Source organism: Modestobacter altitudinis, from assembly GCF_005930475.1.
GTDB classification, from domain to species: Bacteria; Actinomycetota; Actinomycetes; order Mycobacteriales; family Geodermatophilaceae; genus Modestobacter; species Modestobacter altitudinis.
In genome coordinates this window covers 71722-97105 of sequence record NZ_SJEW01000010.1, presented here as the reverse complement: position 1 = coordinate 97105, position 25384 = coordinate 71722, and the positions used below count along the sequence as shown (strand labels likewise).

Below are 25384 nucleotides of genomic sequence, written 5' to 3'. Positions count from 1 at the left end.
GGAGCTGCGCACCCCGGGTGTGGCGGCCATCGTCGACGGCGGGCAGGCGGCGTGGGTGCTCGCCGGCTTCCTCGTCGTCTTCACCGCGCTGACCGGCCTGCTCCTCACCCGCCGCGACGTCGTCTGAACAAGGACCCCGTCAGGCGGCGGGGGAGTGGTCGCGGTTGAGCAGGATCGCCAGCTGGGTGTGGACGTCGAGGAGCTCATGGCGGGCGAAGCAGCGGTGGTGCACAGGGTCGAGGCGGTCGCACCGAGCATCTGGCTCCCGGCAGGCACACCGGGTCGCGCACCCAGGCTGGTCGCCTCGCGCGGCTGCCGGCCTCCTGATGCCCCGGTAGGTTCGTGTGTGTGGCTGAACCACCAGCGCACGCCCACCCAGTTGACGCGGAACGGGTCGAGCGTGCTCGCACTCGGCTGCCCGGCCGGGAAGACACCGCTCAGCTGACCAGCGTGCTGAGTCTGCTCGCTGATCCGACCCGGGCCCGCGTCCTCTACGCCTTGGACCTCGTCGAGGAGTTGTGCGTCGGAGACCTCGCCCTTGCGCTGGATGCGACAGAGGATGGCGTCAGTTACGCCCTCCGCCTGCTCCGCACGGCCGGCTTCGTCGCAAGCCGAAAGGACGGTCGGGTCGTCTACTACCGGCTTGCGGAGGGCTTTCCAGAGCCGCTGCGCGAGCACTGCCTACGGCGACTGATCGACATGTCCCACCGGTCGTCGGTCGACCACCACTGACCTCGCCCGGCGCTGCTGGCACCTCTGCGGGTGGCGGAGATGAAATCCCGAATCAACTACGCGACACGCATAGGAGTCGTTGTAACAGGTCGGTCACGGCTCTAAGGTCAGGCCGCCGGGTCGAGCAGCTCGTCACCCGCTCGGGAGACCTCGACCAGGCGCCGCCGAATCACGCGCCGCGTGGACCGGGGACCCACCGCAGCACTGGGGTGAATCTCGTCCGCCTTGCAAGCGAGGCAACGAGTAGGGCCGCTTCCAGCCCGAACCCGTCAGCTAACTCGGTAGGCGGCCGCGGAAGACAGGAGAGCCGCCAGCCGTGGCGACCACCGACAATGCCATGCCCCGACCACCTTTGAGCCGGCTCCGCGTCCGTCGCCTTCCGCGCACCCTCACCGGGTGCGCCTTGGCTGGCGCACTCTTCCTCGCGCTGGCTCCTGGGTCCGCCACCGCTGCTCCGCCCGACGCGACGTCGGGGCAGGAAGCGGCCGCCCTGGCCACCGAACGAGGCCACGACCTCGAGGTTCTCACCGAGGACTACAACGAGGCGCGCGAGACGCTCTCCAGCCAGCAGACAGCGGTCGCGACCGCGGACGCACAGGTCGCTCAGGCCGAGGCCCGAGCGGCCGAGCTGCAGGACGAGCTGAGCTCCGTCGCGCAGGCGGCCTTCACCGGCGATGGGCTCGGCTCCCTGCAGGCTTTCATGACCAGCTCGTCAGCCGAGGAGTTCCTCGACCGGGTGGCCCTCCTCAACTCCATCGCCGATCACCACAACGACGTCCTGGCTCGTGTGGCAGAAGCGCGGAGCGCAGCCGAGCAAGCGCGGGCAGCGGCCGAGAGTGCCGCGCTGGACGCGCAGCAGCAGGTGAGGCGGGTCGCTTCGCAGCAAGAGGAATTGCAGGGGGAGATCGCGGATTACCAGGCGCAGTACGCCCTGCTGACAGCCGAGGAGCAGACGCGGGCAGACGTGGCGCACGGCGGACAGACCCTGGCACCCCCGAGCGTCGGGACGGTGGAGGCGGACAGTGCGACGGTTCAGGCGGTCCTCGACACGGCACTGGCGCAGGTCGGCGACCCGTACGTCTGGGCCGCTGCCGGGCCGGATGCCTTCGACTGTTCCGGCCTGACGCAGTACGCCTTCGCCGCGGCCGGCGTCGCACTCCCGCACTCCAGCGCGATGCAGGCGACGATGGGGCAACCGGTGAGTCGGGCGGACATCCGGCCAGGCGACCTCGTGTACTTCTACAGCCCGGTCAGCCACATCGGCATCTACATCGGCGGTGGCCGGATGGTGCACGCGTCGACGTTCGGTGACCCGGTGAAGGTGAGCAGCGTCGACATGGCTGGTTACGCGGGCGCCCGTCGGGTCCTTCCCTGATCGTACGAGTCCCGGCATGTGCCGGACGAGCCGATACTACGAGGCGTAGTAATCTCGTGGAGTGAGGAGAGGGGGAGTCCCGCGCACCGGGCCGTGGTGGGTCCTGGTCGTGCTGGCCGCGGTGTTCAGCATGCACGGACTGCAGTGCGTGGCGGCCGGCCCCACCGTCGCTCACGCGGACACGGGCCCGATGTCGGACTCGTCGATGACCGCAGGCGTTCACATGGTGACAAGCCCCGCCTTGTCGCCGGTCGCCAGCGCTACGCACGCTGGCGCTGGGCATGCGTCCCCCGCCGCGGAGTCCGTCGACTCGAGCGCAGCCGGCACCGGTAGCTCCTCCCACGCCTCGGCTCACGCTCTCGCCGTCTGCCTCGCGGTTCTCCTCGTCGGACTCGCCGTGCTCGGTGGGGCGTTGGTCGTGCGGCGGGTCTCGCCGTCCGCCCTGGCGGGTCCTGCGTTGGCGCGCCTCCGAAGGGCGTCGGCGATCTCGTCCGACGCGCTCCGACCACCCGAGCTCTCCGACCTCTGCCTCCTGCGGATCTAGAACGCCGGCCATCCCATCCCGACGCCCGTCGAGCTGGGACGCACCGACCCATTCAAGATCCGGCCATCAGGAGACACAAGATGAACCGCAGCACCATCCGCCTCGCTCGCATTGCCGGTGGCGTCATCGCCGGAACCCTCGTGCTCGCCGGTTGCTCCGGCGGGTCGGACTCCGACGCCTCCGCCAGCTCGAGCAGCAGCAGTTCGAACAGCAGCAGTTCGGCCAGTGAGTCGGCGGACTTCAACGACGCAGATGTGACGTTCGCCCAGGACATGATCGTGCACCACCAAGGTGCCCTGGAGATGGCTCAGCTCGCCGACGGTCGCGCTCAGGACCAGCGCGTGCTCGACCTGGCAAGCCGCATCGAGGCTGCGCAGCAGCCGGAGATCGACACGATGACGGGCTGGTTGGAGGACTGGGGCCAGCCCGTGGCCTCGGATGACATGGGCGACATGGACATGGGCGACATGGACATGGGCGACATGGACATGGGGGACATGGACATGGGTGGCATGGACATGGACATGTCCGGCCTGGAGGCCGCCTCCGGCACCGAGTTCGACCGGATGTTCCTGGAGATGATGACCGAGCACCACCAGGGCGCGGTCGACATGGCCAACACCGAGGTCGCTGACGGGCAGAACGAGGACGCAGTCGCCCTGGCCCGGCAGATCATCTCGGACCAGACCTCGGAGATCGAGGAGATGCAGACGATCCTGAGCGAGCTGGGTAGCTGAACGACGCCGGGTGGTGCCGCGGCAGGTTGCGGTGCCACCCGGCGGCACCTGTCCGACCGGCTCTGCCGGGAGGACACCCCGTGCCGCGGCTGACCTCGACGTCGCCGTCCGGCTCCGCTCGTCCTGGCCTGGAGGCCGATCGTGCGTCTGCCTGCCTCTTCCCACCCATCTCCACGACCCTCCGCTCACCGCCGTCATTCGGCGCTGGCGCTGGTCGCTGCCGTCGCGCTTGCCAGTTGTTCGTCCAACGGCCAGCCAGCCGACTCCAACGAGTTCCAGTTCACTGGCACGACAGCCACCGGGAAAGTCCTCCCGAGCGAGCAGCGGGCTGAGGCCCCGGCCTTCCGTGGTGAGCTCCTCGACGGATCGGCGTTCAACTCGGCCGGTCTGGCAGGTGACATCGTAGTGATCAACTTCTGGGGCTCCTGGTGCGCGCCCTGCCGCCTGGAGACGCCGGAACTGCAGGCGGTCTATGCCGACGTGCGCGATCGTGGCGTGCAATTTGTCGGGATCGACGTGAAGGACCAGCGGCAACTGGCGAGTGCCTTCGTCTCCGAGGTCGGTGCCGAGTACCCCTCACTGTTCGACCCGCGCGGTGAGATCGCGCTGACCTTCAACGGCTTTCCGGCCAACGTCGTCCCGTCCACCATCCTCCTCGACGCCTCGGGGGACGTGGCCGCGGTCTACACCGGCGCGGTGCAAGAGGACGACCTGCGGAAGGCGCTCGACAGCCTGCTCCAGGAGAACGGCTCGTGAGGGAGCTGGGTGAGAGCTTCGCCGGCGTCGTGACCGACGGGTCGCTTCTGCTCGGGATGGCCGTGGCCGCGCTGGTCGGTCTCATCAGCTTCGCCTCACCGTGCTGCCTGCCGCTCGTCCCCGGCTACATCGGCTACATCGCCGGTCTCGCCGGCGCGGAAGCGACGGTCGACGCCCCGACCGGGGAGCGGGTGGCAGCACGCGCGGCCGGCGGACCCGCGGTGGCGACGGCCGTGGACGCCGACGCATCGGCCGATCGACGTCCTTCCCGGCAGCGTCGCAGACTGCTGCTGGGTGCCTTCCTCTTCGTCTGCGGGTTCAGCGCGGTCTTCATCTCCTTCGGCGCGCTGTTCGGCGGTCTCGGGCGGGCGCTGCTGCAGTGGGCGCCGACGCTGACCCGTGTTGCGGGCGTGGTCACGATCCTCATGGGTGTCGCGTTCCTCGGTGGCCTGTCGTGGCTGCAGCGGGAACGTCGCTTCCACCACCGCCCCACCGGCGGGATCGCGGGAGCCCCTGTCCTCGGCATCGTGTTCGGGCTGGGGTGGACCCCCTGCCTTGGTCCCACCCTGGCCGCGGTCAACGCGCTGGCCTACACGCAGGCGTCCGCGCTGCGCGGCGCTGTGCTGGGACTGGCCTACTGCATCGGACTGGGCATCCCCTTCCTCGCCATGGCACTGGGCGCCCAACGCATGCTCCAGATGTCGGCTTGGGCCCGACGTCACGCACAGGTGGTGATGCGGGTCGGGGGTGCGCTTCTGGTGATCCTCGGACTGCTGCTCCTCACCGGACTGTGGGACACGCTCATCTTCTGGCTGCGGGGCTGGCTGGCGGCAGCCGGACTGGGGGACTTCTTCCTGTGAACGACACGACACTGGATCGCTGGCGGCCACCGGCTCGGCAATGCCCTGCCGCCCTGGCGACTGGTGCGGTCCTCGTGGCGGTGGCGCTGAGCGCCTGTACCGCCGTCGATGAACGGGCAGATGCTGCTCCGGCGGCTCCGCACTCGGACACCGCCGCTCTCAACCACGTTCACGGCGTGGCGGTCGACCCCGCCGACGACTCGGTCTACCTCGCCGCACACGCGGGGCTGTACCGGCTCTCTGCCGACGGCGACGTCCGGGTCGGCCCGGAGATCGACCTCATGGGTTTCGCTGTGGTGGGCCCTGGGCACTTCATCGCTTCCGGTCACCCCGGCCCAGCCACCGACCTGCCGCAGCCCGTGGGACTCATCGAGTCCACCGACGGCGGCCAGACCTGGCAGGTGCTCTCACGGGCAGGCGAGTCGGACTTCCACGCGCTCGCCTCCAGCTCCGCCGGGGTCCTCGGGTTCGACGGGTCCCTGCTGAGCAGTGCGGACGGGTCGACCTGGCAGCGGCGCGAGATACTCGCACCACCGGCCAGTCTGGCGGCGACCGCAGACGGGACCCGCGTGCTGGCCACCACGGACCAGGGTGTCCTCCTGTCGACCGACGGGGGAGTCTCGTGGTCCGTCGCCGCCGGTAGCCCGTTGCTGCAACTGGTCGACTGGGCGCCTGACGGCCGCACCGCTGTCGGGGTGGACCCCGCGGGCATCGTGTGGTCGAGTCCGGACAGCGGGGCCTCCTGGACGGAGCAGGGCGACCTCGGCGCCGCGCCGCAGGCGATGGACGTCTCCGCGTCCCCAGACGGACGCAGTCGGCTGCTCGTAGTCACCGGCGCTGCCGTCGTGGAGTCCTTCGACAACGGGCGCACCATCACAGAGCTGCGGTCGAACTGATCCAGCGGTCACCCGGCTCCTGCGTGGAGCGGCGAGCCGGGTGACGCCGACGCCGAGCTCACCCCAGGGCGCTGATCAGCTCCCGGCAGGCCGCCTCGCAGCGACGACAGGACTCCGCGCAGTTCCGGCAGTGCTCGTGCATCTCCGCGTGCTGTGCGCACTCGTCGCCGCATGCCTTGCAGGCCGCTGCGCATGCTTCCAGTACCGACCTGGTTAGGTTGGCGTCGTACCCGGTGTGCCGGGACAGCACCCGCCCCGTTGTACTGCAGACGTCGGCGCAGTCGAGGTTGGTGCGGATGCAGGTGGTCAGTTCGGCGACCATGTCCTCACTGAGGCAGGCGTCGGCGCACGCGGTGCACGCCTGTGTGCACTCCAGACAGGCCTCGATGCACTCCTGCAGCTTCTGGCGGTCGACGCCGCCCAGGTCCTTCGGGTAGGTCTCCAGCATCTGGCCGACGACGGTCACGATGATTCCCTTCGGACACGACGAAAACGGGATGCCTATCCCCGTCCCAATGTCACCCGAATACCCGTGTGGGCGTTCGGCTAACGGACGGCGGCCGGTCAGTCCGTCGTTGACCTGGGCCCGATGAAGGACGCGAAGACGATGACGTTGTACAGGTAACTGTCCGAGTCCGGGTCGAAGGTGCCGCCACAGGTGATGAGGCGCAGTTCGGGGCCCGCGGTGTCGCCGTAGACGTCGTCGGTGGGGAACTCGTCCTTCGGGTAGCTGGCGACCCGGTCGACCTTGAACAGAGCGGTGCTGCCGTCGGCGCGGCTGACGGCAACACTCTCTCCGGGCTGCAGCGCACCGAGCTCGAAGAAGACGCCCGGTCCGTACTCGGCCGAGTCGACATGGCCCAGGAGCACCGCAGGGCCGATTTGTCCGGGCGTGGGGGAGTACTCGTACCAGCCAGCGCGGGAGTCCTTGCTCAGTGGAGGCACTTCGACGGTGTTGTCCGCGTTGAGGCCCAGCTGGAGCAGGTCGGACGTCACCCCGATGGCCGGGATCTCCAGCCGGGTCGGGAGGGACTCAGCGAGCGCCGGCACGGTGGCCGGGGTGGTCGGTGATGGCTGTGGAACCTGGGCGGATCGTGCCCCTGTCGCCACGGACGGAGCCGGGACCGGGGCGGATGCCGCTGCCGACACGGGGGGTGGCTGAGGCGCCGCGACCTGAGCGCGGAAGCCGGTGAGCAGGGTGAACGCACCGCCCAGGACGAGCAGCACGGCCAGCCCGGCCATCGTGCGCCGGACTCGGTGGCCGTGCTGCTCGTCTCGGGACATCGATGCTGCTCCGACTACCCGGTCAACGGCCGGTCGACGCGCGACGGCGGACGGCGACGGCGCCGGCGGCGAGGCCGGTGACCAGGAGTGCCGAGCCGCCGACCAGGAGGCCCTTGTCCTCCAGACCGGCGGTGCTGCCGGCACCGGTATCTGCCGAGCCACTGGGCACCCGGGACGTCTGCGAGCCGCTCAGCTCCTCGCGCAGCGAGTTCATGGTCCCTAGCGTCTCGAGCTGCCCGTCGTGGATCTCCTGCTCGACCGACTTCGCCTCATCACTGGTCGCACCGGGCAGTGCGGTGTCGGCCATCATGATCGCCGCCATGTGGTGGCTGCTGAACACGTCGAGCCACTTGAGGTCGAAGGCCTCACCGGTGAGCTTCATCAGCTCGTCCATCTCTTGCTGGTTGAAGGTCATCAGCGGCGCCTCCTGCTCGTGGGTCGTCGAGCCGGACGCCGCGACGGCCTGCAGGCTGGGCAACTGTTCCTGCTGTGACTGCTTCTCCTTCTGGGCGACCTCGCGGACGCCGGCGTTGGTCGACTTGTCGATCGCCATCTGGGTCAGCTCGATGCCCATCTGGTGGTGGGGGACCATCATCGAGGCGAACCGGACGTCGGTGGGGCTGGCGGTCTGGCTCTGAGGCGCGCTGGTGCTCGGTGCGGAGCTGCCGGCCGACGTGGACGTCGCCGGCGCGCTCGTGTGGTTGTCAGCCGCCGCTTGCGGGAGACCGCCGGACGCGATGAGCAAGCCGGTCCAGGCGCCGGTGCCGATCAACGTCATGGCCAGGCGGCTGCGCCCGCGGGTCGCGGTCGATCGGAACGATGGTGAGGTCACGGATGACTCCTTGGTCGTCTGTGGCGGCCTCGGGACCGAGCAACCGCACTGACGGCGGCCGGGACTGAGCCGTCGCTGGCTGCGCTACCCGGAACATGCGCGGTCGCATGAGGTAGGCGGGTCTTCCAAGCAGCCTGCGGTGTGGTGACTACGCGCAGTCAGTAGTACTAACGTCTGTAGTATTCAGACGAGGCACGTGCTGCTGGCTGGCGACAGATACCATACGGGGGTACCCTTCTCCTGAACACGCTCGACGGTCGTGAGAGAGGTGACCAACGTGACCGCGGACGCGCACAGCCAGCACGGCTACATCACCAGCAAGGACGACTACCTCAAGCGACTGAAGCGCATTGAGGGCCAGGCTCGCGGGCTGCAGCGGATGGTCGAAGAAGAGCAGTACTGCATCGACATCCTCACCCAGGTCTCAGCCATGACGAAGGCGCTCCAGTCGGTGGCCCTCGGGTTGCTCGACGAGCACCTCAGCCACTGCGTCGTCCAGGCCGCCGCCGCCGGCGGGGACGAGGCCGAGATCAAGGTCAAAGAGGCGTCCGAGGCCATCGCGCGCCTCGTCCGCTCCTGACCTCCTGACCGGGCACCGCAAGCTACGCGGCGCCTTCCGTACGAGCAGATAACTGCTCGTCCGCGCACAAAGTACAAGGAGAACTCCCATGACCACGTCCACCTACACCGTCGTCGGCATGACCTGCGGCCACTGCGTCAACTCGGTGACCGAGGAGGTCAGCCAGGTCCCCGGCGTGACTGGAGTCGATGTCGATCTCGCCAGCGGGGGCCTCACCGTGAGCAGCGACAGCGCGGTCGACGACTCCGCCGTCGAGGCTGCCGTCCAAGAAGCCGGTTACCAGGTGGCTGCACCGGCCAGCCTCGCGGTAGAGCCAGTCGGCCAGGCGGCCGGGTGCGGCTGCGGCTGCAGCTGACCAGTTGGCACCTGGTCCTGTGCCGATCCATCAGCGCAGGACCAGGTGCCGTTCATGAGGAGGGCTCGATGAACACCCCGATGCGAGTCGGTGGCTTCCTCGCCGGTCTCGCCGTCGTCTTTGCGGCCGCCTTTGGCATCGGCGCCGCGACCGACCCGGCTGCGCCTGTGCCCGCCGACCCGACGCACACGAGCGACACCGGCCACTCAGACGTCCCCACCGAGCCCCGCGTCAGCGGCACGCCCCCGCCCTGACGGCGTTCGTTTGCACCGTCCTCGTCTCGAGCAGCACCCCAGGAGAACCGATGACCTCGGCACCGCGACCGGATCCAGCCCCGGCCGCCCTCGACCTCAGCAACGTAGAGCTCACGATCGGCGGGATGACGTGCGCCTCGTGCGCCAACCGCATCGAACGGAAGCTGAACAAGCTCGACGGCGTGACCGCGACGGTGAACTACGCGACCGAGAAGGCCAAGGTCGCCTTCCCGAACGAGGTCACCCCCGAGCTGTTGGTTGCCACGGTAGAGCAGGCCGGGTACACGGCGCGCCTCCCCGAGCCGCCTCGGCAGGAGGCCGGTAGAGCCTCCGACGCTGAGGCCGATGACCCGGTCCGGTCTCTGCGTCAACGACTGCTCGTGTCCGCCGTGCTGACGGTCCCGGTGGTCGCGATGGCGATGGTCGAGCAACTGCAGTTCACCAACTGGCAGTGGCTGTCGCTCACGCTGGCCGCACCCGTCGTGGTCTGGGGGGCGTGGCCGTTCCACCGGGCCGCGTGGACCAACCTCCGGCACGGCACCTCGACGATGGACACCTTGATCTCGATGGGCACGCTGGCAGCGTTCGCCTGGTCGCTCTACGCCCTGTTCTGGGGCAGCGCCGGCATGCCGGGCATGACCCACCCCTTCGAGCTGACCATCGACCGCACCGACGGCAGCGGCAACATCTACCTGGAAGCGGCTGCAGGGGTCACCACCTTCATCCTCGCCGGTCGCTACTTCGAGGCCCGCTCCAAGCGTCGTGCCGGGGCCGCGCTCCGCGCACTGCTGGAGCTGGGGGCCAAGGAGGTCTCGGTCCTCCGCGGCGGGCGGGAGGAGCAGATCAGCGCAGACCAACTGGGCGCCGATGACCTGTTCGTCGTGCGGCCCGGGGAGAAGATCGCCACCGACGGTGTCATCACGGAGGGCTCGTCAGCTGTCGATGCCTCGATGCTGACCGGGGAGTCGGTACCGGTCGAGGTCGGCCCCGGCGACGCCGTCGTTGGTGCCACGGTGAACGCCGGGGGCCGGCTCGTGGTCCGGGCCACTCGCGTGGGTGCGGACACCCAGTTGGCGCAGATGGCCCGGCTCGTCGAGGACGCACAGAACGGCAAGGCCGACGTGCAGCGGCTCGCCGACCGCGTCTCCGGCGTCTTCGTACCGATCGTCATCGCGCTCGCAGTGGCCACCCTGGGCTTCTGGCTCGGCAGCGGCGCGGGCCTGACGGCGGCCTTCACCGCGGCGGTCGCCGTGCTGATCATCGCCTGCCCCTGCGCACTTGGGTTGGCGACGCCGACCGCGCTCATGGTCGGGACGGGCCGGGGCGCTCAGCTGGGCATCCTGATCAAAGGCCCGGAGGTGCTGGAGTCCACGCGCCGCGTGGACACCGTCGTCCTGGACAAGACCGGCACCATCACGACCGGTCGCATGACCCTGACCGACATCATCCCGGCGAACGGCGTTGACGCCGCTGACCTGCTGCTGTTCGCCGGCTCCCTCGAGGACGCCTCCGAGCACCCGATCGCCCAGGCCATCGCCGTTGCCGCCCGCGACAGGGTGGGCGCCCTCCGGTCCGTGGAGCACTTCGCCGCGGCGGAGGGACTCGGCGTGCAGGGCGTCGTGGACGGTCGTGCGGTGGTGGTCGGTCGAGCCCGACTCCTCGCGGATTGGGGCCAGCCGCTGCCGGAGATGCTCCAGCAGCAGCTGCGGAGCGCCGAGTCGCGCGGCGGAACAGCTGTCGCCGTGGGATGGGACGGCGCTGCCCGCGGCGTGCTGGTGGTTGCTGACGCCGTCAAGGCGACGTCCGCCCAGGCGATCAGCGAGCTGCGAGGAATGGGACTCACCCCGGTGCTGCTCACCGGTGACAACGCGACGGTCGCCCGGTCCGTCGCCGACCAGGTGGGGATCGGCGAGGTCATCGCCGAGGTGCTGCCGCAGGACAAGGTCGACGTCGTCAAGCGGCTGCAGTCCGACGGCAAGGTCGTCGCTATGGTGGGCGACGGCGTCAACGACGCTGCGGCGTTGGCGCAAGCCGACCTCGGGCTGTCCATGGGCACGGGCACCGACGTCGCCATCGAGGCCAGCGACCTGACCCTCGTCCGCGGAGATCTGCGGGCCGTGGGGGACGCCATCCGGTTGTCCCGACGCACCTTGACGATCATCAAGGGCAATCTCTTCTGGGCCTTCGCGTACAACGTCGCAGCGTTACCGCTGGCGGCCGCGGGGCTCTTGAACCCCATGCTCGCTGGGGCGGCGATGGCCCTCTCGTCGGTCTTCGTGGTCTCCAACAGCCTGCGCTTGCGGCGATTCAAGGGCGTCGCGTCGACGCGGGCCGACGGTGGAGTGGCCGCGGCACTCTCGGACGAGCGCGGTCAGGCCCCGCGCGGCGGGGCCGGTCGGGAGCCGGCCATCGGCTGACGGCAGGGCTCGCGACCTGGCGGATCCTCAGGACGTACCGCCAGGTCGCGGTGCCGCTGGGTTCGCTCTACGGTGACCGACATCCGTACGGTCATGCGGATGATGAATGCTCAGCGGCTCCTGTCCGTGCCCGAGGGAGGAGGAACTCGTGCTGGCTGTCCTGTCGCTGCTCGGCGTGATCTTCGCGCTGGGTCTGAGCGTCTATGCCACTTCTGCGGTGCTCCGGGACGACCGCATCGGCGCCGTTGCGCTGCCGTTCGAGTCGGGCCTCCGACCGACCCAGCACGCGGTGTCGCGCTACCACGTGCGCTGGTACGCCGTCACGTTGCTCTTCCTCGCATTCGACATGGAGATGATCTTCATGTACCCGTGGGCCGTCGTGGTGGCCGACATGGGGGCGGGGGCCGTCGTCGAGATGTTCGGCTTCCTCGGCGTCCTGCTGGTCGGCGTGGCGTACGTCTGGCGCGAAGGTGCCCTGCGATGGACCTGAGGCGATCGCTGCGGCGATGGGCCTACGCGCGACCCCGCGTTCTCGTCACCGACATGCCGGGCCATGACGTCCTGCGGTGGCAGGTGGAGGCCGAACTCGACCGGCGTTCCTGGGCCTACGCGACGTCCCCCGCCGACACGGACGTTCTCATCGTGCTCGGCGAACCGACGGGCGAACTGTCGGATGCCATCGACCTCCTGTGGTCGCAGGTCCCGACGCCACGACACACCTTTGGCTGCTCGGACGCCAACTTCCTCAGCCGACGACTGGACCAGGCGATCGAGGCGCTCGCGAACAGCACCACTGCCGACGCGAACCGCCAGACGGAGGACGACGCCCGAGCCCGGCTCGCCTCAGCCGGCCTTGCTGACGATGCGGATGCCTCATCCAGCGCCGGTCAGGACATGGGCGGGCACGCGGGCGATGACATGGGCGGGCACGCGGGCGATGACATGGGCGGTCACGCCGGTCAGGACATGGACGAGCACGCGGGGCACGACATGGGCGGGCACGCCGGTCATGACATGAGCGGTGAGCACACCGGCCATGACATGGGCGGGCACATGGGGCACGACATGGGCGGGCACGCCGGTCAGGACATGGACGGGCACGCCGGTCATGACATGGGCGGGCACACCGGCCATGACATGGACGGGCACGCCGGTGACGACATGAGCGGTGAGCACACCGGCCATGACATGGGCGGGCGCATGGGGCACGACATGGGCGGACACACCGGTGACGACATGAGCGGTGAGCACACCGGTCACGACATGGGCCCGGGCCACGACATGGGCGGACACGCCGGTCACGACATGAGCGGTCACATGGGGCACGACATGAGCGGCCCGGTCGCCGGCCTGCCCATGGCTCAGACCGCCCAGGACCGGGACGGGCTGGACCTCGACGTCCTCTCGGTCGCACTCGGGCCGGTCCTCCCGGGCTGGCCCACCGGCCTGGTGCTCCGTGCGCAACTGCAGGGTGACGTCATCATCGACGCGCAGCTCTCGTGGACGTCGGGCGCCGACAACGAGGCCGGTGACATTCCCGGTCCTGCCCAGGCGCGCGCGCTGGACCACCTCGCCCGGTTCCTCGTGGTCGCCGGCTGGCCCACCCAGGCACGACAGGCCCGGCAGGCCCGATCGGGGCTCACTTCCAGTGATCCAGCCGTCCGTGCGCGTGCGCAGGAGGCGGCCGTCCGGGTCGCTCGGGGCGTGCGTCACTCGCGGACCCTTGCCTGGTCAGTAGCGGGGATGGGTCACCTCACTGACCGTGACCCCGAGCGCCCCGACGACGTGCTCGCCCGAATCCGTCGATGGTGCGACATCGCCGCCGGGACGTCCGACGTCGCAGAGCCAGGCCCTGTCGCGCTGCCGACCCTGGCAAGTGCCCTCGAAGGCAGCGAGCTGGCGACTGCCCGACTCGTCGTCGCGAGCGTCGAACCGAAGCGGGCCCTCACGCGCGTCGAAGGCGTGAGGACCGGTGCCTGAGCTCGCTGCGGACGTCGGGACGTTGGCCTCCACGTGGGGCGTGCTGCCGGCCGCGTTGGTCGTGGCCGCGGTGGGCGTGCTGCTCGGGGTGTTGGTCTCCGCGGCTGATCGCGCCGTCGTCACGGGCCAGGGTGTGCGCGCCGGTGTCGAGCCGCTGCGATCCGGGATGCAGCTCCTCCTCGAGCAGCGCCGACGGACGCTCGCGCCTGACCGGCTTCTCTGGCGGGTCGGGGGAGCGGCGGTACCCGTGGTGGCGCTCCTGTCCATGGCTGTGGTCCCGCTCGCGGGCCGCACGCTGTGGTCGACGAGTGCGGACCTCGTGTGGTTCAACGCCATGGAGGCGTTGCTCTGGGCTGCGGTGTGGCTGATGGGCTGGGGCCCGAACGCGGTGCACTCGCTCACCGGCGGGTACCGCTTCCTGGCCCAGGGGTTGGCCTACGAGCTGCCTCTGATGTTCTCGCTGATCACGGTGGGTGTGGCGGCCGGGTCCCTGCGCAGCACGGACGTAGTCGCCGCACAGGACGGCTTGTGGTTCGTGGTGACGATGCCCGTGGCGTTCGTTGTGTTCGTCGGCGGTGCTGCCGCGTTCGCGTTCTGGGGCCCGTTCGCCGCACCGACCGGCGCGGACATCGCCGGCGGGGTCACCTCCGAGCTGTCCGGTCTTGATCGACTGCTGCTGCTCGCGGGGCGGGCGGTCTTCCTGGGCGCGACGGCAGCGATGGCCGCGGCGCTGTTCCTCGGCGGTGACGCCGGGCCGTGGTTGCCAGGTCCGGTCTGGCACCTGCTCAAGACGGTGGCGGTGGTCGCGGGGCTCGTCTGGGGTGGACGCAGGTTGCCGTTGCTGCGGCCCGACCGGGTCGTCGAGCTGGCCTGGGTCGTCCTCGTGCCGTTGACGCTGCTCCAGGCACTGGTGGTCGCGGTGCTGGCCGTCTCGGGGTTCTACGCATGACCGAGTTCGAGGAGGAGACGACACGATGACCGAGTTGTCGTCGATCGAGGTCACGGCGCTCATCGCGCTGGGGGCCCTCGCCGTCGTCTTCGGTGCGGCGGTGTTCATCGTCGACTCCATGGCCCGAGCGACGTTCGCGCTGCTCGCCTCGTTCCTCGCGATCGCCGGCGCTCTGCTGGTGCTGGACCTGGTGTACCTGGCCGTGGTCACCGCGTTGATGATGACGATCGAGATGGCCGTCATGGCCGTCTTCATGATCATGTTCATGATGAACCCGGCTGGGCTGATGCCGATGAGCATGGTCCACAACAAGCGGGGCTCAGTTCTCGCCGGAGCGACCGTGTTCGCCGTCCTGGTGACCGGCATCTGGATGGTCGACTGGCCCACCCGGCGAGGGCTGGTACCGGAGGACCCCACCCGTCAGCTGGGTGAAGCGATCATGGGCAGCCACATGCTGGTCATGTTGGTGATCGGCATCGCGCTGTTCGGCACGATCCTGGCCGGCACCGTCCTGGCGACGTCGCGCGGTCGCTACGACCGGTTTGGTCCTGATCTGAAGGCACCCCGGCCCGACGATCCGGTCAGGGGAGGGGTGGGGCGGTGACCGGTGAGGTGGTGCTGCAGATCGTCCTGACCGTCGCCGCCGGGCTGGTCGGCGTCGGGCTCTACGGTGCGCTCTCCCAGCAGTCCATCGTCATGATCATGATGGGGCTGGAGCTGGTGCTGAACGGGGTGCTCCTGGCCGGCGGGGCCGCCTGGTTCCTCATCACCCCGGAGCTGCCCGACGCGCAGATGCTCGTCGTCGTCACCCTGGTGGTCATGGCCGTGGAGATGGCCATGGGGTTCGCGGTCACCATCGCCATCTACCGGTCGCGTCAGGTCGACATGGTGGACATGGCGACCGAGCTCAAGGGATGACCCCCGCCGTGACCAGCCTCGTCCTGCTCCTCACCCTTCCCGCCGCAACGGGTGTCTGCCTGCTCGTCCTGGGACGCCGAGCCGACCGGGTCGCCGGTCCGCTCGCCGTGGTCAGCACCGTCATCGCCGTCGTCCTCGCTGGGGTGGTGGCCGACCGCCGACCGCGGGTGTCGCTGCCCTTCCTCGGCATCGTGGACGGCGGAGACCTGCTTTTCGCCGTGGACGGGCTCTCCGCCGTGCTGGTGGTGCTCGTCGCTGTGGTGGCCCTTCTGATCACGGTGTTCGCCGTCGTCGACCTCCGACCACAGGCAGCGCGTGCCCGGTTCTTCGGCTTCTTCCTCCTCTTCATCGCAGCCATGTCCGCGACCGTGACCGCCGTGACGTTCCCGGCCTTGCTGCTGGGGTGGGAGGTGATGGGTGCGACGTCGTACGCGCTCATCGGCTACCACTGGCAGGAACCGGGCAAGCTCAACGCCGGCGCGCGGGCCTTCCTGACCACCCGCGCCGGCGACCTCGGTCTGTACGTCGCCGCCGGGGCAGCGCTGGCCGGCACCGGCGGGTTGCTCATCGGGGACACCGTCTCGGCAGCGGACGGTTGGCAGGACGTGGCTGCGGCAGGTGTGCTGGTCGCGGCACTCGGCAAGTCAGCCCAGCTGCCGTTCTCGGCATGGCTGTCCGGTGCGATGCAGGGGCCCAGCCCGGTCAGTGCGCTTCTCCACTCCGCCACGATGGTGGCGGCCGGCGGCTACCTGTTGCTCCGGACCCAGCCGCTGCTCGCCCAGACCGGATGGGCAGCCTCGACAGCGGCCTGGGCAGGTGGCCTCACCGCGCTCGTGATGGGCGCGATCGCCGTCGCCCAACGGGACCTGAAGCAGCTGCTGGCAGCCAGCACCGCCGCGCAGATCGGTTTCGTCGTGCTCGCAGCCGGTGCCGGGGTGGTCGCTGGGGGAACCGCCCAACTGGTCGCCCACGCCGCAGTCAAGGCGGGCCTGTTCGTGGCCGCCGGCGCATGGCTGACCTCGCTCGGCACCAAGCAGCTCACCGGGCTGCGCGGCGCAGCACGGCGGTACCGGGGCATCGGCGCGGCCGCCACCGTCGCCGCACTGTCCCTCGGCGGCATCCCACCGCTGTCATTGTGGGCCACCAAGGAAGAGGTGCTGTCCGGGGTGGACGGCGCCGCGCTCCGAGTCGTTGGCCTCGCCGCCTCAGCGCTGTCCGCCGTCTACGCGGCGCGGATGCTCGTCGTCCTGCTCGTCCGTCCGGTCGGCGACGAGGGCCTGGACGACGAGGAACCGGGCACCCGACGGGTCCCCGGCCCGGCGACCGCGGTCGCCCTCGTACTCGCCGCCGCCGCCGCGTTCTTGGGTGCACTGGCCCTTCCGGCGGTCGGGTCGCGGCTGGGGCAGCTGGTCGGTGCGGAGCCCGAGAGCGGGGTGGCCACGGCAGACCTGCTGCTCGGTGGCGCGCTGGCGATGCTCGCCTTCGCAGGAACCGTGATCCTGCTGCGGTTCCGCCCGGCGGTGATCGAGGCCCTCAGCCGCAGCCCCCTCGGCTCGTGGGGCGGCCTGGGCCACCTGTTGTCCCCTCGTCCGGCGATCGTCCTCGCCCGTGCCGTGGCAACCGTGGACGACCGGGTGATCGACCGCGCCGTCCTGGGTCTGGCCGCTGCAGTGCGCGGCCTGGCGTCGCTCGTCTCCCGAGCCGACGGCTCGATCGTCGACGGCGCCGTCCGGGGGACGGCGAGGGCCTTCCGTCGCGCCGGGACGGCGGCCCGTCGTCCGCAGACGGGGCTGCTCCACCAGTACTACGCCCAGGCCGCTGCCGGGCTCGGTCTGCTGCTCGTCCTGCTCGTGACGGTGAGGTGACCGTGTTGCTGACCGTGGTGATCCTGCTCCCGCTGATCGCTGCGGGACTGCTGATGGCGGTCCCACAGTTGGACGGGCGGTCGGCGACCTGGGTGTGGGTGGCCGCATCGGCCGCCGACCTGGCACTCGTCGGGTGGATGTGGTGGCGCTTCGAACCGGGCACGGGCGCGAGCGGGGTCGTCGGTGGGATCGGCTACGAGACCGACGTCCAGTGGATCCCGACCGTGGACGCCGGGTACCACGTCGGTGTCGACGGACTGTCCCTGCCGCTGATCGCGCTGACGGCTGTCCTCTTCCTGGCGTGTGCTGTCTGGTCCCTGCGCCAGCCGGATCGCCCGCGGCTGCAGGCGGCCCTGTTCCTCTTCCTGGAGACGGCCTGCCTCGGCACGTTCGCCTCGCTCGACCTGATCCTCTTCTTCGTCTTCTTCGACCTGACCATCGTCGGGATGTACTTCGTCATCGCCGGCTGGGGCCACGGCAACGCGAGGCGGAGCGCGCTGAAGTTCTTCCTCTACACGTTCGTCGGGTCGCTGGCGCTGCTCCTCGGCTTCATCGGCCTGTTCCTGGGATCGGACACCCGGACCTTCGACATGGTCACGCTGGCCCAGGACCCGCCGCTGGCCGGTCAGCCGGTGGCAGGCGGCCTGGTCCTGCTGGCCATCGGGCTCGGACTGGCGATCAAGACCCCGGTCTTCCCGTTCCACACCTGGCTGCCCGATGCACACACCGACGCCCCCGCCGCCGGATCGGCGATCCTCGCCGGGATCCTGCTCAAGTTGGGCACCTACGGCTTCGTCCGCATCGCCATGCCGATCCTCCCCGACGCCTGGCAGCGCTGGGCGCTGGTGCCGGTCGTCATCGGGGTGATCAGCGTGCTCTGGGGTGCGCTCGCCGCCCTCGCGCAGACCGACCTCAAGCGGATGATCGCCTACACGTCGGTGAACCACATGGGCTACGTCCTGCTCGGTCTCGGGGCGGCCGGCATGGTCGCGGCCGACACCGGCGCGCGCACCCTCGCCACCATCGGCGCCGTCTACCAGATGGTCGCCCACGGGCTGCTCACCGGAGCACTGTTCCTGCTCACCGGTGTGCTGTGGTCCCGGGGCCGTACCTACGCCTTCGACAAGTGGGGCGGGCTCGCTCGCCCGGCGCCGGTGTTCGCGGCGCTGCTGGCGGTCGCCGCGTTCGGCGCGTTGGGTTTGCCCGGCTTTGCCAGCTTCGTGGCAGAGTTCCAGGTGTTCACCGGCGCTCTACAGGCATCGCCGGTGGCCACGGTGATCGCGGTGGTCGGCATCCTGGTCACCGCGGGGCTGTTCCTGGTCGCGCTGCAGCGGCTGCTCGCCGGCCCCACCGTCGTCCCGGACGACGATCCCGAGCAGGACGACGAGCCGTCGACCGATGGCGGCAGCACCACCTTGGTCCGAGCTCGAACCGGCTCGCTGCGCGACATGAGCGCAGCCGAGCTCGTCGCCGTCGTCCCGCTCCTGGCGCTCGCGATCGTCCTCGGCCTGTTCCCGCGCGCGCTCCTCGACGTGATCGAGCCGGCGGCCCGCACGGTCGCGGAGCTGGTCGCCCGATGAACGAGATGGGCGACTCGGGCGGGGAGGTGTTCGCCATGCTCCCCGAGCTGCTCCTGCTCGCCGGAGCCGTCGGTGGGCTGCTCCTCGGGCTGTGGACCCCGCAGCACCACCAATGGCGCGTCCGCGTGCTCGTCGTCCTGGCCTGCCTGGCCAGTGCGGCAGCCGCCGCCGTCGGGCTCAGCGGGAACGACAGCACCGTCTTCGAGGACACCTGGGTCATCGACACGACCACCGGCGTCGTGCGCATCACGGTCGCGCTCGCGGTCGCCCTGATCGTCGGGCTCGGCGCCTCGTCTCTGGCCGGGCACCCGCGCGAGACCGAGGCGTACGTGCTCATGCTGCTGGGCGCGCTCGGCGCCGTCGCCCTCGCCGCCGGCAACGACCTGCTGCTGCTGGTCGCCGCCTACCTGCTGGCCAGCGTCCCGCTCTACGCACTCGCCGGCTTCGCCAAGGACGCCCGCGGGACCGAGGCGACCATGAAGTACTACCTGATGGGTGCCTTCGTCGGCGTCCTGCTGCTGCTGGGCGTGGCCTCCGTCGTCCTGGCCACCGGGGTCACCGGCTACCCCGCGATCGGCGACCTCCTCGGGCAGGCGCCCGCACCACTTGCTGCTCTCGGCGTGCTCGGCGTCCTGGCCGGCCTGCTGTTCAAGGCCGGTGCCGTACCCGTGCACCAGTGGGTACCCGACGTCACCGCCGGGACCACCCCGACGATGGCCGCCTACATCACGACCATCCCCAAGGTGGGTGCCGTCGCGGCGGCCTTCCGGCTGCTGGACGGCCCGTTCGCCGCCGCACCGGTGGACGTCCCGCTGCTGGTGGCCGTGATCGCAGCGCTCACCATGACTCTGGGGAACCTGGCGGCGTTCAGCCAGACCGAGGTTCTCCGGCTCCTGGCGTACTCCACCATCAGCCAGGTCGGCTACCTGCTGATGGTGGTCGCGGTCGCCGCCCGCTCCGACCTTGCCCTACCGGCATTACTGATCTACCTGGTGGGCTACGCGGTCACCAACATCGGCGTCTTCGCTGCCGCAGCTGCGAAGCCGGCCGCGGGGACCATCGACGAGTGGGCCGCCGCGAGCAGAGACCGGCGGTGGCTGGTCGTGAGCTTGGTCGTGTGTCTGCTCGGGCTGGTCGGGACGCCACCCACCGCGGTGTTCGTCGGAAAGCTCGCCGTCTTCAGCGCCGCTTGGGACGGCGGCCTCGCATGGCTGGTGGTCGTCGCGGCGATCAACACGGTGGCGAGCCTCTTCTACTACCTGCGGTGGATCACGCCGGCTGCAGCGAGCTCCGCAGGTGCCCCCTCACTTCGCGGAAGCAGTCAGGCGCCACACGACCATGACACTCACAGGGCGGTGAGCGCCCAGCAGGAGCGGGTGCTGGCCGGTCCCATGACGCTCGTACACCTGACGGCGATCGCCTCGCTGCTGCTGGGCATCGGCTCGGGCGCAGTGCTCGTGGCTGCCTTGCCTGGATGAGCGACGCATCCAACCGGGCTGCCCAGCTGTCCGCCGAGGGCGCGCTCGCAGTCGCCGACGACAATTGCGGTCGCTCCGAGCCGCGCTGATCCGATTGCCCCTACACCGGCGGGAACCCGCACCGTCCTCTCCCCCCCGCTGACGACGTCGCAGCCGATGGCGCAGGACCCGGGGCGGTGCAGTGGTGCGACGCCGCGTCAGGTCACTGGGTGACGTACTCGGTGTAGTAGATCTCCGCGACCTCACCCTCGTACGCCTCGATGATCTTCGCCTTCAAAGCCGCCTTCAACGCCTCCCGCGAACCCATGACATCGGCAGCGGCGACCTGGGAGAACTGACCGATGATGATGTCCTTGGCACGCGACCCATCAGGCTCGGCTTCCTCGCCCTCAGCCACCTCTGCCATGTGCAGCGCGATGCTGATCTTCAGGTAGCGACCGCCGGCCAAGTTGACGGCCACGGGGTCGAGTGCGATGACGGGTCCATGAGGCACGGTCTCCGCCTCCGCTTCTGCCGTGTCGCCGCCCGAGAAGACGAGGAAGTAAGCGGCAGCGCCTGCGGCGATCAGGACTACGAGGGCGATGATCAACAGCTTCTTCCTGCCACCCCGGCCGTCCGTGGTCGTGTCTTCAGGTGTGACGGCGGTCTTCGACGCGGACACTGCAGCTCCTCTGCGCAGGGCAACGGCGCCCGCTGTCGGGCGGCGTTGGGGGACTCATGTCCTTCTCGGCTGCGCTTGACCCCGCCTTGAGGCGAATGGGAGGGAATCTCCTACCTCGAGTAGTAGAGATGTGTACGGGATGGATGAGCTGAGCAGTGGCGCAGCGCCGTCGCCAGTTCAGGTCGCGCGTGCCCTCGAGCGCTGCTTGACGCGGGCCACCTGCCAGCAGCCGCTGGCGGCCAGACGGCGTCGAACATGCCTACGACGACGGCCATGTTGTCCAAGGCTGATCCAGCAGGGCACTTGGTGGCTGGCCCCGGTCTTGTCGTCAGCACGCCGACGAGCTTGATCGAGGCGATGAGCAGTGCCACCGCCGGCTAAGGCCGGTGATGAGCAGGCCGTAGTGGACCCGGACGGGCTCGAGTCGCGGGCGGGGCGGATGCGTCCCTCGTCGTCGCCACGACCTTGGCCCTCTCGTCACCTGCGATGCTGGCTCGTGAAGGTTGCGGCGCGCAGCGATCGCGCCGAAGGCATGTGAGGCGGGAGTCGGAGGTCCTCTCGCAGCTGATCGGTCGAGCACCCGAGTTCTCAGCTGAGATCCTGCAGCGAGCTGATCGGTCAACAGTGCGAGCGAACCGGATCCCAGCTGGCTACTATCGTTATTAGTAGCTACGTCGCCGTCAGAGGCGGCCTTCTGCGAGGGGACGTTGCCTGGACATGAGCAAGAGGCGGGGTCTGTGAAGGGCGGACGTGAGGTCGAGGGCTCGGGGCCGGACCACTCGAGGCTGACTGCCGCTGAGCGGCGGGACGCCGAGCGCCTGCAGGCCTACCGTCGCAAGCGCCGGCTCGTCCGGGCCGGGCAGGTGCTGATGGCACTAGGTCTTGTCACCGCTATCGTGCACTGGCTCGGCCACATCGGCGTGTTCGGCGGCCAGCCCTCGGGCCTGAACGATCTCTTGGCCGGCTATCCGGCCGCCGCTGTCGTCTTCTTCTTGGGGGCAATCCTGGCCGGACAGTAGAGGGACACCGCCACTTCACGACGACCGGGACCTGACGCGTCTGAAGAGACGAGCGTCGGAGGTCGTGGAAGGGCAACTGCAAGCCGACCTGGGAGCACAGTCGGGCGCGCTGCAGTTGACGCTGTCGGTCATGGCCAACGACGCCGAGCGGCAGGGGGCGGTGGGGAGGCCCGCGACCGAGGCGAGTTGCTGGACGAGCCTCCCGATCATTCGCACGATTCCCGCCATGGCGGAGACCGCTCGCTGAGGTGGTGCGCCGGGCCGGCCATTCCGCATTGGCCGCCGTGCGGGAGAGCCGATTGCCATGCAGGCGCAGCATCCGAACCCGGACGGCGGAACCCTCGTGCGCGCGCGGGTGCTCACCGGACCCACCACAGCCGTGCACATCGCGGCCGTCGTCTCACTGCTCCTGGGCATCGGCTCGGCAGCATGGTCGGCCGTCGTCCTACCTGGATGAGAACGCACCCCTGACCAGTCGCACCACAGACCAGCCCCACTCTGAGCAGGCGAGCGCCTACCCCGACGACAAGTGCTGCCGGTCCACGCCCCGCTGCGACGGCTGTCCGTACACCGGGGGCAACCCGAACCGAACGCGGCGCTGACGAGGCGGCGGGGGAGGGCGGCGCGCCGTCAGCTCCCCGAGGCGGGCGCCAATCCAGCAAGCGTCACCGCGACCAGTCGACGAACAGCCGCCTCGGACGGAAGGCCCCCTGCCGCGCGCAGCGCGTGCAGGCAGTAGGTCGCCAACTCGTCGGTTGCCATGTCCCGACGCACCGAACCTTCTTCGGCGGCTTCGGCCAGGAGCTCCTGGAACAACGACAACAGCCCTGCCTGAGCAGCAGCGACGTCCTCGCCGCGGTGCAGCAGAGCCGCTAGTTCGTCCGTGCCGTGACTGCGACGGTGATGGCAGATGAGCGCATAGGCCTCCAGCACGGCCCGAAGTCGCTGTGCAGCGTCACCGCTCTGCTCCCTCAGCCGTGCCAGCTGCGCGAGGTGTGCCGTGACATGCCGCCGGTGCCCGGCGCGCAGGATCGCCTCGACGTCGGGGAAGTGCTTGTAGAGCGTGGCCCGCCCGATTCCCGTCTTCTCCGCGATCGCCGACATGGTCACCGCCAGCAGCCCGCGCTCGGTGACCAGCGCCCAGGTGGCATCCAGGATCGCCTCGTCCACGGTGCGGCGATGCGCCTCGATGGTGTCGCTCCACAGCTTGGGCACGCAGGCAGCATACGCAGTGCCGCCCTCAGGACACTGTGCTTTGATGCGAACAGAGTGTCTCGGAAACCCGGTGATGCGAGCACGGTCGTGGAGAGGACGCAGATGTCTGAAGAGAAGCATGAAGTCCGCAACGTGGACAGCGCCGATGATCGGCCCCCAGGCATGCCTCGATGGGTCAAGGTCACGGCGATCGTCGTCGGTGCCCTCGTCCTGCTGTTCCTCGCGCTGCAGCTGACCGGCGTGGCCGGCCAGCACGGACCGGGGCGCCACCTGTCTGAAAGCCGTCCAGCGGCGGCCCTGGTCAAGCTCGCGGCAGTCGAGAGCGCACTTCCTTGAGCGCGTCCCCACGGCTCCGTAAGACGATCGTCACCGCACACGTCGTCTCATCCGTCGGTTGGCTGGGTGCGGTCGGCGCGTACGCGGCCCTCGACGTGGCAGCGGTGACCAGCCGAGACGTCCAGCTGGTTCGCGGCGCATACGCGGCCATGGAGCTCGTCGCCTGGTCAGCGATCGTCCCGCTCGCACTCGCGACCGTGGTCGTCGGGTTGGTCACCGCATGGAGCACGCCGTGGGGGGTGTTCCGGCACTACTGGGTCATCGCGAAGCTGCTGCTCACCATCGTGGCCACGGCCGTCCTGCTGGTCGAGACGCGGACGATCAGTGCCCTCGCGGACGCCGCTGCGGCAACCAGTGACCCCCGCGAGCTCCCTGGCACCCTGCCGCACTCCATCGGTGGCGTCGTCGTGTTGGTGGTCATCGCGGGCCTCTCCATCTTCAAGCCAAGGGGAACGACCCGATACGGCTGGCGCAAGCAGCAGGAACAGCGGCGAGCGCAGTCGCGACCATTGAGCCCCATGGCTCCCTGAACCCTGCGGGGACGATCAACGGCCACATGGTCCGGACGGCGACGTGCGCTCCGGCCCTACTGCGGCGGGGGGACCGCGTGCTGGCTGTGCACGACGCGGCCCTGACCGGCGGTCAGCTCCTCCAAGCGCCAGATCAGCCGCCCAGCTGCCACGCGAACATCCTCGACCTGCTCCCGGGGATGTGTCAGGCCGCCATCGGCATCGGCATGGGACTGGAAGTCCTCGACGTACTTGCGCAGTGCCGCTCGCAGCGTCATCGCCTCCACCAGGCTCACCTGGAGGTCGAACGGCTCGTCCCACCGCGGGGTCATGCGGGCACTGTGGCAGAGGGCGCAGTCCTCGACCTACGGGCGCGACACAGCCGCCGCAGCATCAGCCGCGGTCAAGGAGGCGCCTCATGTCGCTCGTGTACTGGGCGACGGTCGTTCCGCCACTGTGCACGACGACCTCCTCGTCGCCGGGGCCGAACAGGTAGACGACCCCGCTGTGCTCCAGTGACCCGTCGTCGTGAGGCGCCGCATCGGGCGCATCGACGTGACCTTCGGTGCGGGGCAAGTGCAGTTGGTCGAGCACCTGATCTGTGAGACCTCCGCCGCCGATCAGGCCGACGACGTCCTCATCGAAGTGGTCGAGCCACTCCCGGACCACGGCTGGCGTGTCCACGTCGGGATCCTCGGTGACGAACGCCACGGTGACCCGCTCCTGGTCGGCAGACGGCAAGTCGCGGACCGCGGCGGTGAGGTCCGCCATGGTCGTCGGGCACACATCCGGGCAACGTGTGTAGCCGAAGAACAACGCGGTCACGCCCTCGGCGCCCGCCTGCAGGTCATAGGGCTGACCCTCGGTGTCTGTGAGGACCAGAGCAGGGCGGCGGACTGCGGGATCCGACAGCAGCGTCCCCGCGTATCCGTCCTCGGTCTGTGCGCTGATGACGTTGCTGACGGGTGCGTCGACAGCCGGCGTGGAGCAGGCGGTGAGGCCGATCGACGCGGCCGACAGGCTGACGAGCCAACGCCAACGGCGGTGCGACACAGAGCCTCCGATGTCGTGCAATGGGCGTGGACGACGGCGCAGGAGAGTCGCGCCGTCAACTGCGTGCCGGTTGGCCTCGCGCCCGGACTCGGACGTGCACGTGGCCGACACTCGAGACGGATCTCCTATGCTTCATCGTAGCTGGGATGTCAGGGCGCGCGGTGGTGACCGAGGGTGGGAGTGCAGGTGAGCGAATCGG

General features: G+C 69.8%; 30 protein-coding genes and 1 riboswitch. Of the genes, 23 read left to right on the top strand and 7 right to left on the bottom strand.

From position 1 onward, the window contains the following. Window positions 1-450 precede the first annotated feature (450 nt). From FHL79_RS06220 to FHL79_RS06195, 7 genes are all read left to right on the top strand, one after another. A complete protein-coding gene (locus FHL79_RS06220; RefSeq protein ID WP_246080429.1) occupies window positions 451-732 on the top strand; it encodes an ArsR/SmtB family transcription factor in 282 nt (93 codons plus the stop codon). A gap of 152 nt (window positions 733-884) precedes the next feature. After that, window positions 885-1035, top strand: a riboswitch (cyclic di-AMP (ydaO/yuaA leader). Between the two features lie 13 nt (window positions 1036-1048). Beyond that, window positions 1049-2107: a C40 family peptidase gene (locus FHL79_RS06215; RefSeq protein WP_246080427.1), complete on the top strand. Its 1059-nt coding sequence runs from the start codon at window positions 1049-1051 to the stop codon at window positions 2105-2107. A gap of 61 nt (window positions 2108-2168) precedes the next feature. Further along, a complete protein-coding gene (locus FHL79_RS26405; protein WP_369333680.1) occupies window positions 2169-2651 on the top strand; it encodes a DUF6153 family protein in 483 nt (160 codons plus the stop codon). An 80-nt stretch (window positions 2652-2731) separates the two neighbouring features. Next, the gene (locus FHL79_RS06210; protein WP_138757738.1) at window positions 2732-3388 is read left to right on the top strand and encodes a DUF305 domain-containing protein; all 657 of its coding nucleotides are present in this window, start codon (window positions 2732-2734) and stop codon (window positions 3386-3388) included. Window positions 3389-3529: 141 nt separating this feature from the next. Next, the gene (locus tag FHL79_RS06205; RefSeq protein WP_246080425.1) at window positions 3530-4144 is read left to right on the top strand and encodes a TlpA family protein disulfide reductase; all 615 of its coding nucleotides are present in this window, start codon (window positions 3530-3532) and stop codon (window positions 4142-4144) included. Next, entirely contained in the window at window positions 4141-5004 is an 864-nt protein-coding gene (locus FHL79_RS06200; protein WP_138757737.1) for a cytochrome c biogenesis CcdA family protein, read from the top strand. The genes FHL79_RS06205 and FHL79_RS06200 overlap by 4 nt, the downstream gene beginning before the upstream one ends. Then, window positions 4935-5900: a F510_1955 family glycosylhydrolase gene (locus FHL79_RS06195; RefSeq protein WP_342777093.1), complete on the top strand. Its 966-nt coding sequence runs from the start codon at window positions 4935-4937 to the stop codon at window positions 5898-5900. Before FHL79_RS06200 ends, FHL79_RS06195 begins: the two co-directional genes overlap by 70 nt. 58 nt (window positions 5901-5958) lie before the next feature. On the opposite strand, the gene FHL79_RS06190 is transcribed toward FHL79_RS06195, so the two are convergent. The 3 genes from FHL79_RS06190 to FHL79_RS06180 all read right to left on the bottom strand — a co-directional run bounded on the left by FHL79_RS06190 (window position 5959) and on the right by FHL79_RS06180 (window position 8016). Then, complete coding sequence (locus FHL79_RS06190; RefSeq protein WP_138757736.1) at window positions 5959-6366, bottom strand: four-helix bundle copper-binding protein; 408 nt, start codon at window positions 6364-6366, stop codon at window positions 5959-5961. Between the two features lie 98 nt (window positions 6367-6464). Then, window positions 6465-6950, bottom strand: coding sequence for a class F sortase (locus tag FHL79_RS06185; protein WP_218938344.1), 486 nt, complete (start codon window positions 6948-6950; stop codon window positions 6465-6467). A gap of 256 nt (window positions 6951-7206) precedes the next feature. Next, a complete protein-coding gene (locus tag FHL79_RS06180; RefSeq protein WP_138757735.1) occupies window positions 7207-8016 on the bottom strand; it encodes a DUF305 domain-containing protein in 810 nt (269 codons plus the stop codon). Between the two features lie 277 nt (window positions 8017-8293). On the opposite strand from FHL79_RS06180, the gene FHL79_RS06175 reads away from it, so the two are divergent. From FHL79_RS06175 to FHL79_RS06120, 12 genes are all read left to right on the top strand, one after another. Then, the gene (locus FHL79_RS06175) at window positions 8294-8596 is read left to right on the top strand and encodes a metal-sensitive transcriptional regulator (RefSeq protein ID WP_218938343.1); all 303 of its coding nucleotides are present in this window, start codon (window positions 8294-8296) and stop codon (window positions 8594-8596) included. Between the two features lie 88 nt (window positions 8597-8684). Beyond that, on the top strand, window positions 8685-8951 hold the full coding sequence (locus tag FHL79_RS06170; protein ID WP_138757733.1) for a cation transporter: 267 nt from the start codon (window positions 8685-8687) through the stop codon (window positions 8949-8951). Between the two features lie 68 nt (window positions 8952-9019). Next, window positions 9020-9205: a hypothetical protein gene (locus FHL79_RS06165; RefSeq protein ID WP_138757732.1), complete on the top strand. Its 186-nt coding sequence runs from the start codon at window positions 9020-9022 to the stop codon at window positions 9203-9205. A 50-nt stretch (window positions 9206-9255) separates the two neighbouring features. Beyond that, window positions 9256-11622 (top strand): heavy metal translocating P-type ATPase, encoded by a 2367-nt coding sequence (locus FHL79_RS06160; protein WP_138757731.1) that lies wholly within the window; start codon window positions 9256-9258, stop codon window positions 11620-11622. Between the two features lie 148 nt (window positions 11623-11770). Beyond that, on the top strand, window positions 11771-12112 hold the full coding sequence (locus FHL79_RS06155; protein WP_138757730.1) for an NADH-quinone oxidoreductase subunit A: 342 nt from the start codon (window positions 11771-11773) through the stop codon (window positions 12110-12112). After that, window positions 12103-13602, top strand: coding sequence for a hypothetical protein (locus FHL79_RS06150; RefSeq protein ID WP_138757729.1), 1500 nt, complete (start codon window positions 12103-12105; stop codon window positions 13600-13602). Before FHL79_RS06155 ends, FHL79_RS06150 begins: the two co-directional genes overlap by 10 nt. Then, a complete protein-coding gene (locus FHL79_RS06145; RefSeq protein WP_246080422.1) occupies window positions 13595-14551 on the top strand; it encodes an NADH-quinone oxidoreductase subunit H in 957 nt (318 codons plus the stop codon). Before FHL79_RS06150 ends, FHL79_RS06145 begins: the two co-directional genes overlap by 8 nt. Window positions 14552-14576: 25 nt before the next feature. Beyond that, complete coding sequence (locus tag FHL79_RS06140) at window positions 14577-15155, top strand: NADH-quinone oxidoreductase subunit J (protein WP_138757728.1); 579 nt, start codon at window positions 14577-14579, stop codon at window positions 15153-15155. Beyond that, on the top strand, window positions 15152-15469 hold the full coding sequence (locus tag FHL79_RS06135) for an NADH-quinone oxidoreductase subunit NuoK (protein WP_171058043.1): 318 nt from the start codon (window positions 15152-15154) through the stop codon (window positions 15467-15469). The genes FHL79_RS06140 and FHL79_RS06135 overlap by 4 nt, the downstream gene beginning before the upstream one ends. An 8-nt stretch (window positions 15470-15477) precedes the next feature. Continuing rightward, the gene (locus FHL79_RS06130; protein WP_246080420.1) at window positions 15478-17334 is read left to right on the top strand and encodes a proton-conducting transporter transmembrane domain-containing protein; all 1857 of its coding nucleotides are present in this window, start codon (window positions 15478-15480) and stop codon (window positions 17332-17334) included. Continuing rightward, complete coding sequence (locus FHL79_RS06125) at window positions 17331-18914, top strand: complex I subunit 4 family protein (protein ID WP_246080418.1); 1584 nt, start codon at window positions 17331-17333, stop codon at window positions 18912-18914. The genes FHL79_RS06130 and FHL79_RS06125 overlap by 4 nt, the downstream gene beginning before the upstream one ends. Next, window positions 18911-20392: an NADH-quinone oxidoreductase subunit N gene (locus FHL79_RS06120; RefSeq protein WP_138757726.1), complete on the top strand. Its 1482-nt coding sequence runs from the start codon at window positions 18911-18913 to the stop codon at window positions 20390-20392. Before FHL79_RS06125 ends, FHL79_RS06120 begins: the two co-directional genes overlap by 4 nt. Before the next feature lie 202 nt (window positions 20393-20594). Here FHL79_RS06120 and FHL79_RS06115 read toward each other — a convergent pair whose 3' ends face one another. Then, window positions 20595-21053 carry a flagellar basal body-associated FliL family protein gene (locus tag FHL79_RS06115; protein ID WP_138757725.1) on the bottom strand — a complete coding sequence of 153 codons (459 nt, stop codon included), beginning with the start codon at window positions 21051-21053 and terminating at the stop codon, window positions 20595-20597. A 737-nt stretch (window positions 21054-21790) separates the two neighbouring features. On the opposite strand from FHL79_RS06115, the gene FHL79_RS06110 reads away from it, so the two are divergent. Both FHL79_RS06110 and FHL79_RS06105 read left to right on the top strand, forming a co-directional pair. Next, window positions 21791-22072 carry a hypothetical protein gene (locus FHL79_RS06110; protein WP_218938342.1) on the top strand — a complete coding sequence of 94 codons (282 nt, stop codon included), beginning with the start codon at window positions 21791-21793 and terminating at the stop codon, window positions 22070-22072. A 64-nt stretch (window positions 22073-22136) separates the two neighbouring features. Then, entirely contained in the window at window positions 22137-22319 is a 183-nt protein-coding gene (locus tag FHL79_RS06105) for a hypothetical protein (protein ID WP_138757724.1), read from the top strand. Window positions 22320-22702: 383 nt separating this feature from the next. Here the strand turns inward: FHL79_RS06105 and FHL79_RS06100 are convergent, their stop codons facing one another. Further along, window positions 22703-23287 carry a TetR/AcrR family transcriptional regulator gene (locus FHL79_RS06100; protein WP_138757723.1) on the bottom strand — a complete coding sequence of 195 codons (585 nt, stop codon included), beginning with the start codon at window positions 23285-23287 and terminating at the stop codon, window positions 22703-22705. A gap of 102 nt (window positions 23288-23389) precedes the next feature. Between FHL79_RS06100 and FHL79_RS06095 the strand changes: the two genes are divergently transcribed. Beyond that, the gene (locus tag FHL79_RS06095) at window positions 23390-23623 is read left to right on the top strand and encodes a hypothetical protein (protein ID WP_138757722.1); all 234 of its coding nucleotides are present in this window, start codon (window positions 23390-23392) and stop codon (window positions 23621-23623) included. Window positions 23624-23727: 104 nt separating this feature from the next. Then, window positions 23728-24153, top strand: a complete 426-nt coding sequence (locus FHL79_RS06090) for a hypothetical protein (RefSeq protein WP_218938341.1) — start codon at window positions 23728-23730, stop codon at window positions 24151-24153. A gap of 56 nt (window positions 24154-24209) precedes the next feature. Here the strand turns inward: FHL79_RS06090 and FHL79_RS06085 are convergent, their stop codons facing one another. Both FHL79_RS06085 and FHL79_RS06080 read right to left on the bottom strand, forming a co-directional pair. After that, entirely contained in the window at window positions 24210-24464 is a 255-nt protein-coding gene (locus FHL79_RS06085) for a hypothetical protein (RefSeq protein WP_138757720.1), read from the bottom strand. A 61-nt stretch (window positions 24465-24525) separates the two neighbouring features. Then, window positions 24526-25185, bottom strand: a complete 660-nt coding sequence (locus tag FHL79_RS06080; protein ID WP_171058042.1) for an SCO family protein — start codon at window positions 25183-25185, stop codon at window positions 24526-24528. Window positions 25186-25384: the final 199 nt, after the last annotated feature.

What these genes read in the sequence shown, in the direction of transcription:
- FHL79_RS06210 (WP_138757738.1), top strand. Translation starts at nt 2,732, where the DNA reads ATGAACCGCAGCACCATCCGCCTCGCTCGCATTGCCGGTGGCGTCATC.
- FHL79_RS06170 (WP_138757733.1), top strand. Translation starts at nt 8,685, where the DNA reads ATGACCACGTCCACCTACACCGTCGTCGGCATGACCTGCGGCCACTGC.
- FHL79_RS06165 (WP_138757732.1), top strand. Translation starts at nt 9,020, where the DNA reads ATGAACACCCCGATGCGAGTCGGTGGCTTCCTCGCCGGTCTCGCCGTC.
- FHL79_RS06160 (WP_138757731.1), top strand. Translation starts at nt 9,256, where the DNA reads ATGACCTCGGCACCGCGACCGGATCCAGCCCCGGCCGCCCTCGACCTC.
- FHL79_RS06150 (WP_138757729.1), top strand. Translation starts at nt 12,103, where the DNA reads ATGGACCTGAGGCGATCGCTGCGGCGATGGGCCTACGCGCGACCCCGC.
- FHL79_RS06140 (WP_138757728.1), top strand. Translation starts at nt 14,577, where the DNA reads ATGACCGAGTTGTCGTCGATCGAGGTCACGGCGCTCATCGCGCTGGGG.
- FHL79_RS06120 (WP_138757726.1), top strand. Translation starts at nt 18,911, where the DNA reads ATGAACGAGATGGGCGACTCGGGCGGGGAGGTGTTCGCCATGCTCCCC.
- FHL79_RS06095 (WP_138757722.1), top strand. Translation starts at nt 23,390, where the DNA reads ATGTCTGAAGAGAAGCATGAAGTCCGCAACGTGGACAGCGCCGATGAT.
- FHL79_RS06085 (WP_138757720.1), bottom strand. Translation starts at nt 24,464, where the DNA reads ATGACCCCGCGGTGGGACGAGCCGTTCGACCTCCAGGTGAGCCTGGTG.